The 15700-nt window shown below is 31.8% G+C and carries 23 protein-coding genes; 9 read left to right on the top strand and 14 right to left on the bottom strand.

Going from position 1 to position 15700, the window contains the following annotated elements:
* Positions 1–19: 19 nt before the first annotated feature.
* Positions 20–643, bottom strand: a complete 624-nt coding sequence (locus Nisw_RS01160; protein ID WP_141975768.1) for a superoxide dismutase — start codon at positions 641–643, stop codon at positions 20–22.
* A gap of 77 nt (positions 644–720) precedes the next feature.
* Between Nisw_RS01160 and Nisw_RS01165 the strand changes: the two genes are divergently transcribed.
* Both Nisw_RS01165 and Nisw_RS01170 read left to right on the top strand, forming a co-directional pair.
* A complete protein-coding gene (locus tag Nisw_RS01165; RefSeq protein WP_141975770.1) occupies positions 721–1281 on the top strand; it encodes a hypothetical protein in 561 nt (186 codons plus the stop codon).
* Positions 1282–1318: 37 nt separating this feature from the next.
* A complete protein-coding gene (locus tag Nisw_RS01170; protein WP_141975772.1) occupies positions 1319–1933 on the top strand; it encodes a hypothetical protein in 615 nt (204 codons plus the stop codon).
* On the opposite strand, the gene Nisw_RS01175 is transcribed toward Nisw_RS01170, so the two are convergent.
* Positions 1934–3658, bottom strand: a complete 1725-nt coding sequence (locus Nisw_RS01175) for a DEAD/DEAH box helicase (RefSeq protein WP_141975774.1) — start codon at positions 3656–3658, stop codon at positions 1934–1936.
* Between the two features lie 234 nt (positions 3659–3892).
* On the opposite strand from Nisw_RS01175, the gene Nisw_RS01180 reads away from it, so the two are divergent.
* Positions 3893–4573, top strand: coding sequence for a PAC2 family protein (locus Nisw_RS01180; protein WP_141975776.1), 681 nt, complete (start codon positions 3893–3895; stop codon positions 4571–4573).
* 192 nt (positions 4574–4765) lie between these two features.
* On the opposite strand, the gene Nisw_RS01185 is transcribed toward Nisw_RS01180, so the two are convergent.
* Positions 4766–5425, bottom strand: a complete 660-nt coding sequence (locus Nisw_RS01185; RefSeq protein WP_141975778.1) for a hypothetical protein — start codon at positions 5423–5425, stop codon at positions 4766–4768.
* Between the two features lie 155 nt (positions 5426–5580).
* On the opposite strand from Nisw_RS01185, the gene Nisw_RS01190 reads away from it, so the two are divergent.
* Together Nisw_RS01190 and Nisw_RS01200 are read left to right on the top strand one after the other, a co-directional pair.
* Complete coding sequence (locus tag Nisw_RS01190) at positions 5581–6546, top strand: carboxypeptidase regulatory-like domain-containing protein (protein WP_141975780.1); 966 nt, start codon at positions 5581–5583, stop codon at positions 6544–6546.
* A gap of 308 nt (positions 6547–6854) precedes the next feature.
* Positions 6855–7148 carry an ArsC/Spx/MgsR family protein gene (locus tag Nisw_RS01200; RefSeq protein ID WP_255430800.1) on the top strand — a complete coding sequence of 98 codons (294 nt, stop codon included), beginning with the start codon at positions 6855–6857 and terminating at the stop codon, positions 7146–7148.
* Positions 7149–7150: 2 nt separating this feature from the next.
* Here the strand turns inward: Nisw_RS01200 and Nisw_RS01205 are convergent, their stop codons facing one another.
* Together Nisw_RS01205 and Nisw_RS01210 are read right to left on the bottom strand one after the other, a co-directional pair.
* Positions 7151–7393, bottom strand: coding sequence for a hypothetical protein (locus tag Nisw_RS01205; RefSeq protein WP_141975784.1), 243 nt, complete (start codon positions 7391–7393; stop codon positions 7151–7153).
* 18 nt (positions 7394–7411) lie between these two features.
* Positions 7412–7720, bottom strand: coding sequence for a hypothetical protein (locus Nisw_RS01210; protein WP_141975786.1), 309 nt, complete (start codon positions 7718–7720; stop codon positions 7412–7414).
* Between the two features lie 204 nt (positions 7721–7924).
* On the opposite strand from Nisw_RS01210, the gene Nisw_RS01215 reads away from it, so the two are divergent.
* On the top strand, positions 7925–8974 hold the full coding sequence (locus Nisw_RS01215) for an ABC transporter permease (protein ID WP_141975788.1): 1050 nt from the start codon (positions 7925–7927) through the stop codon (positions 8972–8974).
* Entirely contained in the window at positions 8971–10338 is a 1368-nt protein-coding gene (locus tag Nisw_RS01220) for an ABC transporter permease (protein ID WP_141975790.1), read from the top strand. Before Nisw_RS01215 ends, Nisw_RS01220 begins: the two co-directional genes overlap by 4 nt.
* On the opposite strand, the gene Nisw_RS01225 is transcribed toward Nisw_RS01220, so the two are convergent.
* The 4 genes from Nisw_RS01225 to Nisw_RS01240 form a co-directional block, all read right to left on the bottom strand.
* On the bottom strand, positions 10339–10650 hold the full coding sequence (locus tag Nisw_RS01225; RefSeq protein WP_141975792.1) for a hypothetical protein: 312 nt from the start codon (positions 10648–10650) through the stop codon (positions 10339–10341). It lies immediately after the preceding gene.
* Positions 10651–10652: 2 nt separating this feature from the next.
* On the bottom strand, positions 10653–10982 hold the full coding sequence (locus tag Nisw_RS01230; protein ID WP_255430801.1) for a hypothetical protein: 330 nt from the start codon (positions 10980–10982) through the stop codon (positions 10653–10655).
* Positions 10983–11056: 74 nt separating this feature from the next.
* Positions 11057–11455 carry a Mov34/MPN/PAD-1 family protein gene (locus Nisw_RS01235; RefSeq protein WP_141975793.1) on the bottom strand — a complete coding sequence of 133 codons (399 nt, stop codon included), beginning with the start codon at positions 11453–11455 and terminating at the stop codon, positions 11057–11059.
* A gap of 31 nt (positions 11456–11486) precedes the next feature.
* Complete coding sequence (locus tag Nisw_RS01240) at positions 11487–12767, bottom strand: exonuclease SbcC (RefSeq protein ID WP_141975795.1); 1281 nt, start codon at positions 12765–12767, stop codon at positions 11487–11489.
* 72 nt (positions 12768–12839) lie between these two features.
* On the opposite strand from Nisw_RS01240, the gene Nisw_RS01245 reads away from it, so the two are divergent.
* Together Nisw_RS01245 and Nisw_RS01250 are read left to right on the top strand one after the other, a co-directional pair.
* Positions 12840–13301 (top strand): SRPBCC family protein, encoded by a 462-nt coding sequence (locus Nisw_RS01245; RefSeq protein WP_141975797.1) that lies wholly within the window; start codon positions 12840–12842, stop codon positions 13299–13301.
* A 63-nt stretch (positions 13302–13364) separates the two neighbouring features.
* The gene (locus Nisw_RS01250) at positions 13365–13697 is read left to right on the top strand and encodes a hypothetical protein (protein ID WP_141978433.1); all 333 of its coding nucleotides are present in this window, start codon (positions 13365–13367) and stop codon (positions 13695–13697) included.
* A gap of 148 nt (positions 13698–13845) precedes the next feature.
* Here the strand turns inward: Nisw_RS01250 and Nisw_RS01255 are convergent, their stop codons facing one another.
* From Nisw_RS01255 to Nisw_RS01270, 5 genes are all read right to left on the bottom strand, one after another.
* A complete protein-coding gene (locus Nisw_RS01255) occupies positions 13846–14223 on the bottom strand; it encodes a hypothetical protein (RefSeq protein ID WP_141975799.1) in 378 nt (125 codons plus the stop codon).
* Between the two features lie 63 nt (positions 14224–14286).
* The gene (locus Nisw_RS09035; RefSeq protein WP_185736640.1) at positions 14287–14463 is read right to left on the bottom strand and encodes a hypothetical protein; all 177 of its coding nucleotides are present in this window, start codon (positions 14461–14463) and stop codon (positions 14287–14289) included.
* Between the two features lie 21 nt (positions 14464–14484).
* The gene (locus Nisw_RS01260) at positions 14485–14718 is read right to left on the bottom strand and encodes an Lrp/AsnC ligand binding domain-containing protein (RefSeq protein ID WP_141975802.1); all 234 of its coding nucleotides are present in this window, start codon (positions 14716–14718) and stop codon (positions 14485–14487) included.
* Between the two features lie 51 nt (positions 14719–14769).
* Entirely contained in the window at positions 14770–15417 is a 648-nt protein-coding gene (locus tag Nisw_RS01265; RefSeq protein ID WP_141975804.1) for a nitroreductase family protein, read from the bottom strand.
* A gap of 38 nt (positions 15418–15455) precedes the next feature.
* On the bottom strand, positions 15456–15641 hold the full coding sequence (locus Nisw_RS01270) for a hypothetical protein (protein ID WP_141975806.1): 186 nt from the start codon (positions 15639–15641) through the stop codon (positions 15456–15458).
* Between the last annotated feature and the right edge of the window lie 59 nt (positions 15642–15700).

Raw genomic sequence — 15700 nt, forward strand, 5'->3', positions numbered from 1 at the left:
TTTGTCCAAATCAGATACGTTAGTCAGAAAGTTCTGAGAAACGATTTTCAACATAATCCCAATTAACAATATTCCACCAATCTTTAACATAATCAGTTCTTCGATTTTGATGTTTTAGATAGTAGGCATGCTCCCAAACATCTAATCCCAATAAAGGGATTTTTTGTAGAGTCCATGGACTAGTTTGGTTTTCAGTGGAAATTATTTCTATTTTGTTGTATGTCGAATTAAAAACTAACCAAGACCAGCCACTACCTTGAATTCCAATTGCAATATCAGAAAATACTTGTTTGAAATTTTCAAAATTCTTAAAATAAACATCAATGGCATCTTCTATCTTCCCACCAGGAGAACCATCACCATTTGGAGTCATAGTTTCCCAGAATAATCTATGATTCTCAAAACCACCACCAAAAAAATTAATTTTATTTCTTCCAGACTCAGGAATTGGGGTTAGATCAGATAGAATTGAAGTGATGTATTGAGGGTGAGATGCACTACCTATCTCTTCAAGAGATCTATTCAAGCCATCAACATATGATTGATGATGTTTTTGATGATGAATTTTCATTGTTTCAGTATCAATGAATGGTTCTAACTCATCATAATCATAAGGCAGTCTTGGAAGTTCATACTGAACCATAAATTTATTCATTACAATCCACATATAATCTTCAAGTAGGAATCAAGTTTTTATCCAAAATTACATTGAAAAAAATATTGATTCATCCAACCATTACAGAAATATTTTCAGATGATAGTAAAGCAAATTTATTTTTTAAATGGATTTCAAACCAGATAAAGGAAAGAAAGAAAATGCAAGAGTTTTTGCATTGGCATGTAGAAGTAATTTCAGAGGTAATTAGTGAAGTAAACAAAACTCAAAAAATTGATTTTTTTGAAAAAAATGAAACAGAGCAATGGGCAAAGGATTTTTTAAAAAATTACGATGAAAAAATAAGAAAAATGAGGAACATTAGCAATCAAATATTTGAGAGATTTCATGAATTGAAAACAGAATTTAAAGAAATAATTCCAAAAGATCACAAATATGAAAAAGAATCAAATGAGACAATGCAAATATTTCTTAACAAACACGAATTACTAGTTGGAAAAATTATTTTTTCATATAGGGAATTATGGTTTTTAGCAAATCACATTACTGATTCTAATTTTAAGTTGGGTTCAATTAAAAAATATCAAGAATGGGTGGATGAAAATTATACGAATCTAAAAAATGTGAAAAAAGAATTGAAAAATATTGAAAAAGAAATTTCCTAGTAGAAAAGATGATAAGAGTTGAAAAATTCAAAAAAACATGAGAAAATTAGGAACAATTGATTTAGAAATTTTACATTTAGCAATCAAAGAAAATGGAACATTTGATGAAACTCATATTGAAAATTCAGAATTAAAAAGATTGGGAGTAGGAAAAATTTTAGATTCGCTAGGTTCGCTAAAAGATAGAAAATTTATTTCACTTAACAAAAACGGCTCATTTTCTATAACACCCGTTGCAAAAGCAATTCTATGGGGAAATGATATCCCAATCTGGGCAAAAATATTACGTTTGCTTCAAATAAAATCATGCAATATGGAGCAGATTACAGACATACTAAGAATTCCGGAAGATAAAATTTTACAGGAAGTAGAAAAATTAAGACAAAATCAGTTTGTTTTAATGTCACCTCAAAGGCAAGATGAGAAAATCATCAAAGTATACGAAATATTACCCGAAGGAATAGAAGAGATTGACAAAACAGAAACAGTTGGGTTTGATAAAATAAAATTTGGAAATGTAAAACCTGAAATTGAGATTTTGAGTTTAATTGATGAGGTTACAAGAGACATTCAAGAATCTCAAATAGAATCAGAAATGAAAACAAAAATCATCAATAAATTATCAAAACTCAAAACAAAATTGAATATCTAGTTATTTTGAACGTATTTTATCCTGAATTTGTGCAAGAATAAGCTCTGCTTTGTCTTTATTTTCAAAGTTCTCAACACTTTCATCCATAATTTCATCAATTTCATAACTCTTGTCCACAAGAACATTTGCAACATGATCATCAAGAGTACCGTTTCCAATCAAATAATATGCAAACACAGTATTCTTTTGTCCTATTCTATGTAATCTGTCTTCAGCTTGTCTATGAATTGCAGGACTCCAATCAAGTTCTGCAAAAATTACGTATTTTGCCCTAGTGAGATTAATTCCAACATTTCCTGCACGAATTCCAGCAATCATTAATTTTGATTCACCTTTTTGGAATTTATCAATCTGATCTTGCCTTACAGAATCAGACTGACCACCAATAATGGAAACAGGTGAGAATTCTTGAAGACTCTCATGGAGTAACTTGTGAATTACTTTATGATGACAAAAAACTACGACGCTTTCTTCAATTTCCATGATATTTTTTACAAAATTGATAACATGAGGAAGTTTTGCCAATCCTGCAATTTGTCTTTCACTTTGTATAGCTCTATGATATGAAGCAGATTTTGAGAATTCAGATTCAGCATCCTTTTGTTCTTCTTCAAGACGTTTCCATATTTTATCTAATTCTTCAAGATAGTAATCAGTATCTGCAGCAATTACTTCTTTGTAACGAACTTTATCTTTAAGTTCTTTTAATACATCAGATTTTTTTCGTCTAAGCATAACGTGTTTTTGTAATTCATTTCTCAAAGACGCACGTTTATTTTCCAATACAATTGCTTTGCCTTTTTCATTAACATAGCAAAAATATTCACAAAACTCTTTGAAACTTCCAAGAAGCCCAGGTTTCAAAATATCAATTATCGGCCAGATTTCAGAGCCACGATTGTAAATAGGAGTTCCAGAAAGTCCTATCCTATAAGAGACAGAAGGCAATGCAGCTAATTTTTTTATGGATTTGTATTTTTGAGTAGTTTTTGATCTTAGATTATGCACTTCGTCACACACAATGGTTTTAATTCCAACTTTTTCCAGATCATCATATCTTTTGAAAAGTAATTCATAATTTATTACATAAATATCACTTTGAGGGAGTTCTTTTTTCTTTCCAGTTCGAATCAAAGTAACACTAGGAGATTGAGATTCAATTAGTCTACCATTCCTGCTTTTCTTCTTGAGGAATTTTTCAATTTCTCGTTCCCAGTTGTTTAGGGTAACTAATGGTGCAACAACTAAAACTGGAAATGTTTGTTTCTCAGTAGCAACATAAGATAGTGTTTGCACAGTTTTTCCAAGTCCCATTTCATCAGCCAACAATGCATTTCCAGAAGATTTCATCAAAAAGTCCAATCCCTCTTTTTGGAAGTTCAGTAATTTTCCTCGGAATTGATCACCTGTTTTTGCTCGTTTTAGTTTGTGTTTGACTGGAGGCAAGGTGGGTTTAGGGGCATATGTTTTGATAATTTTTCTTTGCCATGTAGTTTTTGATAATATTTCAAGTGGGTACCTATCAAGGATCATTTTGATTTGTTTTACACTTTCAGTACTATCAGGAATGATTACTTCATTGATGTTCTCCCCATACCAGGCTTCTGGCACCAATCTAGAGATCATGCTTACAGCACGCTCACCTGTAATCTTCCAGCACCAGATTTTAGAGTATTTGTCAAGAACATACTCTAATGTACCGATGTTTTCCATGGATGTTTCCATAATTTGTCGATAGAATGTTTTTTTGCCTTATGAATCTTCATGTTTTCATCGATCACTATAAAGTGAATGAAAAATCTCCAAGAGTTAAAATATGATAATGTTTTTACGTATTAGAAAAATCATATTTTGTGCTTAAGCATAAGTTTTGAGTAACAAAAAATATTCTGCTAAAATTCAAACATGAATGATATCAAAATCGCATATGTTTAAAGTTCATTAGATTTTTAATGAAACATGGATTTTAAACAAGAATTAGAACCCGATGTTGAAAAACCAATAATTATTGCAGCAATGCAAGATATGGGAAATGTTGGAAGTATTGTAATAAATTTCATCAATGAATCATTAAGAACTAAAACATTCAGAGTTTCAAAAACTCCATTTCCAACATATGTGGTAGATAGAGGAGGATACATTGATCTTCCAGATGAAAGTTGGGAATACAGATACACAGAAGACTTGATTGTTTTTGGAGGAGGTAAAGGGCAGCCACAAAACACTAGTGAATTAAATGCATTATGTCAGGATGTAATAGATGTAGCAAAAAAATATTCTGCTAAATTCATTTACACGTTAGGGGGATTTCATACAAATAGACCCTACAAAAATAATCCAAAAACATACATCACTACAACATCAAGAGAGTTAACAAAACAGATGGAAGGATTGGGAGTAGACATCACGCCACAAAAATCAATCATCACAGGGTTTAATGGGTTAATCTTAGGATTTGCTAAAAAAAATGAAATCCACGGAATTGGTATGTATGGAGAACTTAACGAGCCTGAAATACCCCAATATCGTGCAGCAATTAGCATAATCAAAACTCTTGAAAAACTAACTTATAGAAAATTTGGAGATACCAGCAGATTGGAAGTTATGGCTCAAGAAATTGAAAGAAAATTCAAAAATTAATTTTTAATGAGAGTTTCCTACTGGGTGAGGTTCAGTATTTTCATCATGACAATCACAAGAACATAAATGAGTTTTGTGATTATTCATACAGTCAATGCATTCAAAGTGTTTTCGAGTTTCACAAGCAGCACAGATCATCTTATTATTGATATTTTACTAGATGAATTTGAATTTTTTCTTAGTTTTTGCATACTAATACTCTATTTTGCTTCTACTTAGTAGATCATGAGTTAAGTCAACATATCCCTGTGGATCTAATTCTTTTACAAATCCACCATCAATGTTAATCAAATAGACTGAATGCAGACGAGCATTCAAAATATCATCATATTCTATTGGAGGATTTTTGTAGTATCGATCACAAAGATCTTTTACTTTTTGAACATCTTCTTTTTTTCTTGCACTAGGAGGAAATAAGAAGATTTTTGGAATTGGTAAAACTCCAGTGGCAGGGCTTGCTAATGAGAACTTGGAACAATGTTGACTATACCTTGCAATCTTACTCATTATTCTTGCAGTAAAATAATCTATTGTATCCATTGCATGTTCGGGGGGAGTAAACCCAGTTTCAATTTCAATAATGGTATTTCCTCCACCTTTCTTTGCAAAAATATCACAAACTAAAATTTCCGAAATATCTTTTTCCACTTCTACAGCATATCCTCTAGAAATCAAATTACTTGCACAAATTAGTTCCAAAATAGAATGATTAATTTTTACCAAGTTTTTTTGATACATTTCAATTAATTGTTGCCGAACATAGTTTAATTTTGGAAGGTCTTTTTCAAGTAAATCTACAGATAGTTTTTCGGTCATACGATATACATCATTTCTAAATTTTTCTAAATCCATAATTCAAGATTAGATAAATTTGGGGGTTTAAGAACAATCTGAAATTAAACTCTTTTTTTAAGCATAAATCTTGTCAAAATTAATCAAATAAAATTGAAAGTTAGCGAATTTTTATTCATACTTTATCTTAACAATAAAAATCAACACAACATCAAGTGTACAAAAAGGCAGGCATAGTAGGAATATTTTCATTCTTAATGTTATTTTCACTTGTTCAGACATCTGAGGCAGAATTATGGGAGTTAATTATTGACCTCAATGTAGAGAAAGGAGCAATAGTTTCAGGGGAAACAGTAGTAGTAACTGGCAAAGTCGTAGACCATGCATACAAACCAATCAGAGGCGCAGAAATATTGATCAGAACAGGTTCTGAAACAACAAAAGCATTCACGGATCCATGGGGGGTTTTCAAAGGAGAATTCAAAGACTTTGAAAGAGTTCCAGGAACTTATACAGTTAATGTAATTGCAACATGGTACGGTATGACAGGATTAGAAACCACACAGTTTCAAGTAAAAGGAGACGCATCACCTGTTTCATTATTACAACAAAAATTAGACACAGAAGAAGCAATAAAATATCTTAGTTCAAATGAAAGTGATTTTGAAAAAGATCCAATAGGACAAACACTCTTCAAGTATTATCATGGATTATTACAAGAATTAATTTTAGAAAATAAAAAAGCACTGCAACCAAATGAAGACGAATTGTATGTAGAAGAACAAAGAACAATTGCAAAAGACCTTACAGAACAAGCAATTGAAGAATATAGTCCAAGTAACGGAGTGTTTGAGGGTTTGAACTATGATGACTATGTTAATAGTTTAGACTCTGAAATTCGAGATATTGTAGTTAGCCAATTGAATTTTACAAAGAATTTGTTTGAAGAAGCCCAAATTGCAAGAGCGCAAATTATTGCAAATGGAGGAACATATGAAGAAGCCCAACAAGCATATCTAGAAATGATTACAGTTCCAAGAGAAAAATTAGAGGAATTTAATGAGCAAAAACTTGAGGAATTAGAAAGTTCTGAGGAATCATCAGAAGAAAGTTCTGAGGAATCATCAGAAGAAAGTTCTGAGGAATCATCAGAAGAAAGGTCTGACGAAAAGAACGATTGATAAATTCTACGTGTGTCTTATATTCAAAATTCACCTAAAGGATTTATGAAAATAGATATTCCAATTCCATGCCCAAGTTGTGGCGGAAAAATGTATTCAGTTTGCTACGAATCATCATTTTCTCTTCTAAAGAAAAGAAGCTGGCAAGTATGCAAAGAATGCAGTTTTGAAAGAAATTCAGAAGATTTTAAAAAATCAATTTGCTGTGCGTAACAGCACATTTTTTCTAAACAATTTTTAACGATGTAGGATAGAAAAATCATAGATTGAAAATATTTCACAAATCCACTTGCATTACGTGTAAAAAGATGATATCAGAAGTTGAAAGGATGAATGCAGACATTGAAAAACGGGATTTTTTCAAAGATCCACTTTCAGAATCAGAGTTGAAAAAAATTATAAAAATGACAGGAAAAAAACCTTCAGAGTTATTGAGAAAACGTGATAAAATGTACAAAGAATTAGATTTAGAAAATAATAAAAAAACAGATGCTCAAATTATTAAATTAATGATTAAGCATCCAGGTTTAATTTTAAGACCAATTATCATATCAAAAAATAAAGCATTTGTTGGAAAAGTAGATACAGCAAAAATAAAATAATTTTAAGGATTTTCTTTTTTGAATATCCTAATAGCTTCCAAGTGAGAGCAATTTGCTTTTATTCCCTTACCATGATGAAATTTGTAAAAATTTTTGAATCCGGGACATTCACAAGTATCAGACGTTACAAAATAGGACTTTTCAGGATCAGATGAGGACTTTATTTGAAATAAATCATCGTCAATTTTTGAAACACCGCCACTTTCAACTAATTTTTTTGCTTTTCGAATTGTGTTTGCACTCATAACATTACAAAAAACATCTTATTTTTTATTCTTTAATTTTTTTAACATGTTTGACCACTGTTCATCTTGTGACATCGCATTCTCATAAAGAAGTTCAAAAGTCCATGCAATAATTTCGCGCCAAATTGCTTTAAGAGATTCATCGTCAGTCCACAGAACACTAGTTTTAACAGCATTCATTGCAAGGATGTTTTTTGCATTTTTTGTAGTATTTTTGCTCCATTTTTCTATCACCCTATCACAAAATTCTAAAATCTCATTCTTTGATAATACTAATTCATCAGGATCAAATAGATTTTTTGTGTCAGATTTACCAGTTTTTACCATATTTTACCAATGCCGATGAGAATTATAATTTTTTAGAATAATATTTTCATAAATTCTTAAATAACTTTGTTACTATAATATATTGACGAGAGACCTGCTTTTCTGCCCAGAATATGCCTAGAGTTCGTTTCACTCTCGTCAAAATATTTTTGAGCCTGTTTTCAAATGATTATAAACTGATTTTTGTATTTGGGATTATTGGGCATGAAGAGATATGTTGCAACAAGGGCTGTAACAATGTTTGGAGTTTTAATGGTCACACTGTTAATCACAATTTCGTTAGTAGGATCAAATATGGATACCATTCTAAAGCAAGGAATAGTTTTTCAAGTACGTTCTGAAATAACTGAAAATCCTGCCATTGCAGAAAGTTTTTCATCAGTAGAAGAATTTGAAAGATTCATTCAAAGTCAGATTGAACAAAGAACCAAAGTTTTAGGTCTAGATGAACCATGGTATTCACCTCAAAGAATAGGATTGACAATGTACAAAATATTATTATTGGATTTTGGTCATGCAACTTTTCTTACAAGTGACGCAGGTTCATCAGATGTAAAGGACATAATTTTTGAAAAACTTCCAAGAACAATCCTATTATTCACAACTGCTACAATAATTATTTCAGTAATTGGTATTTTCTTAGGGGCATTGTCTGCAAGTAAAGTTGGATCAATCATAGATAGAATTACGTCAAGTTTTGCAATTATCAGTTCTAGTTTTCCAGTTTGGTGGATTGGAATGTTGATGATATTTTTGTTTTCTTTCACATACCAAATATTTCCTGCAAGAGCAACTCCAGATATCCCATCATCAGATCCAGGATACATTGGTTCGCTGTTATACCATATGGCATTACCACTAATCACAATTGTAATGATTGGTTTTGGTTCATGGGCATATTTGGTAAGAAATTTCATGGTAGGAATTATGCAAGAAGACTTCATCATGGCAAAAAGAACAATAGGAATAAAACAAAAAAAGATAATCTATACACATGCATTAAAAAATGCAGCACCACCAATCGTTACGATTTTAGCTCTTAGTCTTTCAGGATCCTTAGGAGGTGCAATAATTACAGAAGCAGTATTTGATTGGCCAGGAATGGGTAGACTGTATTTTGAGGCAATTACAGTTATGGATTTACCTGTAATAATTGGAGCCACATACATTCTAACAGTATTCTTCCTTGTCAGCATATTCATTGCAGATTTGCTTTATGGTTACTTTGATCCAAGGGTGAGAACAGGTCAATGAGCAGTATAACACCACAGGAAATTAAACAAGAGTTTCTTAAAAGTAAAATTGGGATTGTCGGAATCACTATTCTTGGAATTCTTATTGCCATATCAATAATTGCAATTATTTCAATTCCAGTAGAGACATTTCAAGAGTGGAACAATCCAGGAAACTGGATCCTATATCCCAAAGTGGCAATTCCAATATGGGTAAATCTTTTCATGACAGAAAAAATTCCAGAGCACAAGATTCTTGAAAATCCAAATATTCAAACATATTCAGAAGGTGAAATTATGTTGTCATCCCATAAATTTGGTGTTAATTTTGATTATGGGTTTTTTCCAAATGATTTCATCTATGTGTTCTCATCAGAATATTCTGAATCAGTGTTATTACAAATGTCAGTAATAAGACCTGATGGTATAAAATTGGAATTATTATCTACATCATTACCACATTCTAACACAAAAACAATTCACAGTGAAAGAATTTTTTCAACAGATGAATCAATGAAAAAAAAATTATTGTTGCAATCAGACTTGTTTGAATTTGATTTGGAAGGACTGTCATCTGAAGACATTGTTTTTTCAAACACCAAAACAAATCAACCTCTTAAAGGAAATTACATTTTTTCAATTGACATGTATTCAGTAAATTCAGAAATCAAAAATCATGAATCCAAATTAATCATAGGTGGAAAGGCATTTGGAATAATGGGAACCGATGAATTGAGACGAGACCTTGCCATAGGATTGTTATGGGGAACACCACTTGCATTGTTCATTGGTCTAGTTGTATCTATTGCATCAGTAATAATGGGATTGTTGTATGGCGTATATGCAGGATTCAAAGGTAAAAAAACAGACGAAGTGATGATGAGATTCAATGATGTCATCTACGCGTTGCCAGCATTGCCATTTCTCATTATTTTATCAGTCACAATAAGTAACAGCATATTCGTTTTGGTAGGATTTTTAATGATTTTTGGTTGGGTAGGCATTGCAAAGGTTGCCAGAAGCATGTCTCTTCAAATCAAGACTAGGGGATACGTAGATGCAGCTAACATGATGGGACAAAAAAATTCTAAAATTGTGCTTAAACATATCTTACCTCAATTATTGCCATATGCATTTGCAAGTATTGCAATATCAGTTCCAGCAGCAATAACAACAGAAGCAGGTTTGAGTTTTCTAGGGTTAGGCGATCCATCATTTCCAACATGGGGACATATCCTTCATGATGCAAACACATTTGGAGCAGCAGCAAGGGGATTATGGTGGTGGATCATGCCACCAGGAGTAATGATAGCAATTGCAGGACTTGCATTTGTGTTTATAGGAAATGCTCTTGATGCAATAGTTAATCCAAAATTAAAACGATGATTAGAAATAACTTCGAATAATGCCTATTGCAGAATCATTTAGTTTTATTGTATAAGTTTGAGAGTTTGGATCAGTTGCTTTTGTTTCGGCTAAAATTTCAGTAAATTTTGTTTTTTCTTCTTCAGTAGCTCCTGCTTCATGAGTGCAAAGATTGAAAGCTTTGAGATTAAGATTGTTTTTTAACAAATGTGCAATAAATTGTTTATACTCTTCAGGATTTGTCCAATCTTTGTTCTTTTCCCCGCATGCGGAAATCCATACGTCAACAGAATTGTGAAAGATTACCTTTTGGCGAATTTCATCAAGAGACATTTTTAGAAGTCAGCACGTTGCATTTTGGAACCACATCGAGGACAAGAGCCACCTTTGTGTTTATTGTTACATACAAGACATACGTAACGTACACCACCAGAGCCACCTTGTGAACCCATTCCAAAGAATCCACCACCTCCAGTGCCAGAATCGCTACCACCATAACCGCCTCTCATACGATTCATGTATCGTCTTCTCAAAATTAATGGAAATGCGATAAATATTGCAAGTGCAGCTCCCAATCCATACGGAAATGGCAATACCATCTGAAGTCCAATACTGATAGCTAATGAAGCAAATAAGAATATCAAATAAGTTTTGTAATTAAACAATTCATAGAAAGTACCTTCAAAAAGGTTATAAAGTTTTGTTAGTTTTTTTAAAATTCCACTATAATTTTGAAGAATTATTTTATTGAAAGAGGGATAGAATTTCCCCCACTATCCCAAGCAAAAATAGAATCATCAGTATAAGGAGATTTTACAATCACGGAAACTAATCCAAAGAAATTATTCAAATCAGTAACAGAAGGTTCAGCTGAACCACTGGGATGAGAATGAACAATACCAACATAACTCATATCAAAAGGCAAAAAAGAATGAGGGAATCCTGCAAATGTAGGTCCAGTGTAATTAAATGGTGGAATCACAAGTCCATCGATGTTAATTTCACCATTTTTTGATTTTCCTTTAAGAATCAAGATTCCTTCATTAGGATGTTTCATTTGGCAATATGAGAGAATGCTATCAAGAACTTCTTTTTGAAGTATGACCTTGCGTTCAAATTTTTTCTTTTTGAATAACATGAAAGTTATAAAATTTTAAACTAATTTAATTTTAAGACATCAAAACAGTATATTTTGTGTTTGAGAATAAACGTAATTTTTTCTCAATTTCAGATACAAGTTTAGGTATATCAGAGTCAATTTCATCAACTTCAGCCTGAAATGTTTCAGATTTTAGTTGTAAATCACCCTTATTTTCAGATGCTTTAGTAAATTCAGATTCCAATGATGTTAATTTTTCAGAGCGTAAAGAATCCAGTTCATCAGACATTTGTTGATATTTTTCAAAATATTTTGAAACCTGAGAGATAAATCCATCCAGAGTCTCCTCAGTTTCAGTAATTTGAGACAATGTTTTATCAACATCTTTTACAGATATAGAACCCGAAACGATGCCTTTTCTAACATTTTCTAAAATCAGAATTACAGAATCTTTGTTTTGAGGAATCAAGATATCAAATGGATTTTCTACTAATTTTGTGAGAATATTTTTTTGGTCTTTATCTAAAGATGATGCATATTCATACCTTCCAAGAGGCCTAGAAATTTTTGTAAATTGAGAATTAATTTCATCTTTAATTTTTGATTTTTCATTTTCAAACAATTCTAAGGATTTTTTTGATTTCAAATATTTTTTATATTCATCAGAAGATTTGATTTCTTCAATAGATTTTTCTAAGGAAGAAATATGTTCTTTTGTAGATTCTAATTCATTGTTTGTATCAATGATTTTTTGAGTTTTTTCCATCTTTGTAGATTTAAGATTATCAATTTTTTTTAATGTGGCAATAATTTCACTAGAAGTTGATTTTGTATTTTCATAGTTTTGAAGAATGTCATGAATGTCAGAATGGTTTTGATTCATTACCTCCAGATTATCTTTTAATTGTGTAGCATATTTTTTTGCAAAAATATGAATGACCCTAGTCTGACGTCCTAAAACATCGCCTACTTTTTTTAGAATTTGATTTAGAGAATTATCCAGTTTTTTGGCATTGTCAATAGAAGAGACCTCAGGAAGCGAAACAACTCCTTTCTTAATCATATTAATTACCTGTTTTTTTCCTCTAACCACAATTATTGCAAGATGTTTATCAATATCATCAACGTTGAGGGTGTCTTTTTCAAGCATTTTTCCAACCTTAATCAAATCATCAATCAGTGGAGCAGTATTATTTCGAAGATGGTTTATCTCAGAAACTGTTTGAGATTCACGTAGTTTTTCAAGATCAGTGACAATTCTTTCTACATCATTTAGAGAGATGCTTTTTGTTTGAGGCGTCTCTTCAACAGGTTTTTCTTCTTGTTTCTTTTTCCCCCATCCAAAGACCATTTGATAGTATTTGCCAAGGGGGATTAAAAATGGTTGTACAAAATTTAAAACTTACAAGATTTGAGGGCTCATATGGCAAAAACATTGAAAAAATCATTTCATACAGGCACGGTTAAAAAAACAATAAAGATCAAAGCATCAAAAGACAAAGTCTGGAGAAAAGTCAGCAATATTGTTGGCCTTCCAACATGGTTGGTAGATGTAAAAAAGACAGTGTACCTTTCTAAAAAGAAAAAAGATGTAGGTGCAATAAGATTAATCACATTTGCAGATGGGAATCAAATTGAAGAACATGTTGTAGCATGGAAAACAGGGGAATATTTCACATATGTTGCAACCGAAGGATTGCCATTAAGAGCATATGTTGCAACAATATCCATCAAGCCAAAATCAAAAAATCTTGTGGAATTAACATGGCAGTCATATATCAACAGCAAAAAAATGTCAGAAAAACAATTCACAGATTTCCTTGTGTTTATGGGGTCATTTTACGATGCATCACTTGAAAATCTAAAAGCATTATTAGAAAAATAACACTAGAATTTTTTTGGGTCAAAATGTAAATACTGTGAAGCAAGAAAAAATAACATGACAGATATGCGATTTATCCTAATTGGGATAGGTCTAACTTTTGTGGGATTTTTAGTTTTAGGTGTGATGGGAGGTCAATATCAAGCTGCAACATTTGAGGAAAACGAATTTGGAACTTGTTACGAATATTTTGAAGATAAACCCCCACAGGAGATTAATTGTTCATTTAAGATAATGGACCAGACAGTATTTTTTGCATTGGTCATAGGATTGCTGGCAGCAGGGATGATTGCATTGGTTAAAGGTGTCAGGGGAGACTGGGACAGTAAAGTAAAACCAGAAGATATTGTAGGTCCAGGGAATTCACAAAATGAAGATTCCGAAGGAAAGCAAGACTAGGAATCTTTTTTAGATTTTATTTTTTCATATGCTTCAGGTTCATCTTCTTCTAATCTTTGAAAATATACTTCTTCATAGGGCATTTTTATCAATACATTATATCCAAATTTACTTTTAAGGTTAAGGAATGATTTCTACTTGTCTAGGCTCAGGAAGATTCTAGAATTTGTTTCATGTGGTTGACCATTTCTTCAAGCTCTTCCATCCTTTGATTGAATTGTTCATCAGTTAATTCATCTGGTTTGTTCAGAGTAATCAAAATTTCAGAATAATCTCCATTTGAAACAACCCTCATAGGAACATCCCATACAGATTCTTCATCCACATATTGATGGTCTAAAATACCAAGGGACTTGTTTTCATTAAATTTCAGCTTAGATTTTCCATGAGGTCCAGTAAATGACCACCATCCATCATCTTGGAATTTTGCATCAGGCATCATTTTACGAGGAAGTTGTAAAATTGCATCAAATGCATCACCGGTTTTTTTCTTTACAGTAATGGTGATGGTCCTAGATCTTGACACAATTTGAAACCAAGTTAATGATTAAAAAGGATATAGTAGTAATGACACGATTCAATTTGAAAACTATTTGTTAAGAAATTCTTTAATTTTTTTTAGATTTTCAACATTTGATTCATGAAACATGACCATGGATTCAGCAAGTGAATTTGGGAGGACAGTTTTGAGATTGTCGACTAGTTCGTCACCACTACGTATCATATTATCAATGAGTTTGTCTATCTCAGTTTTGTCGTCAACCATCTAAATTAGATTAACGTCAATCTAATTATCTTTTTTTATTAGGGTTGCAGTAGAACGAACCTTATCTAATTTTTGAATATTCCAAGATACAATTTCTCGAATTTTCTCAAAATTTTCCGCCTGTAATTTGACTAGCATATCATGGGTTCCGATAGTTTCAAAGACATCAACAACCTGTTCAAGTTCTTTGAGTTTTTCAATGATTTCGGCCTCTGCGCCTAACTCACAATTTAGCATAACGTAAGCATCAGTCATGAATCTAGCAAATAGTATTGATTATTTAAAGATGAATATTTTAGGTAGGGTTTACCAGATTACATGAACCAAGTCTTGGAGATTTCGTCTTGGTTTTGGGAATTTAGTTTGTTTAGGGTATCCAATACAAAGTACAGAAGAAGGAACCAAATCAGTTCCAATAACATCCATTACTTTTTGTTCATCAAACATTCCAATCCAAATAGAGCTCAACCCCAAAGCTTGTGCTGCTAATTGAGAGTATCCTGCTGCCAATGTAGCATCTTGGATAGCAAATTTCTTTAGTACATATTCAGGAAAATCAAATTTTACTCGGGACGGATTTTTACAGAAAATCAACACTACCGGAGCATCAACATAAGGTTGATTGTTACATGCTTCAATTAGTTGTTTTTTCTTTTCTGGGCTTTTTACGTAAAAAATTTCAAATCCCTGATAGTTTCCAGCAGTAGGAGCAGTATCAGCTGCTGCAATAATTTTATCAATTTTCACAGTCTCAACAGGTTTGTCTAAAAATTTTCTTGTAGATCGTCTCTTTGCCATGACAGCAAACAAATCAGTATCTACAACTTCAGTAGGTCCAGATTTTAAAATAAAATTAATTAATTCATTTCTCACATTAGGATTGGTGGATTCAGGAGTAATTTCAGGTTCATAACCCAGAGGATAGGTCTTTTCTTCTTTTATATCAGGAGTCATAAAATAACTAAAAGAAATTAGTATTAAAGAATTTGAAATTATTCCGCTTCAAATTTATCACAACCAGAAGTGCAAGGTTTGTTCATAACACCTTCGCATTTTCCAAAGGCATTATGCATGATTCTATGATGACCACAAATTTTACATTTTTCTCTAAAATGCAAAATTAATTCATCAGTTGAAAGATAAGAATTTTGAATCTTTGATTCAATATTATCAACCATATTGGTTCTCTTCAAAAAGCACCTTAAAAATTATGAATATATGTAATAAGTAAACAGCA

The sequence above is a fragment of the Candidatus Nitrosopumilus sp. SW genome (assembly GCF_006740685.1).
Taxonomy (GTDB): Archaea; Thermoproteota; Nitrososphaeria; order Nitrososphaerales; family Nitrosopumilaceae; genus Nitrosopumilus.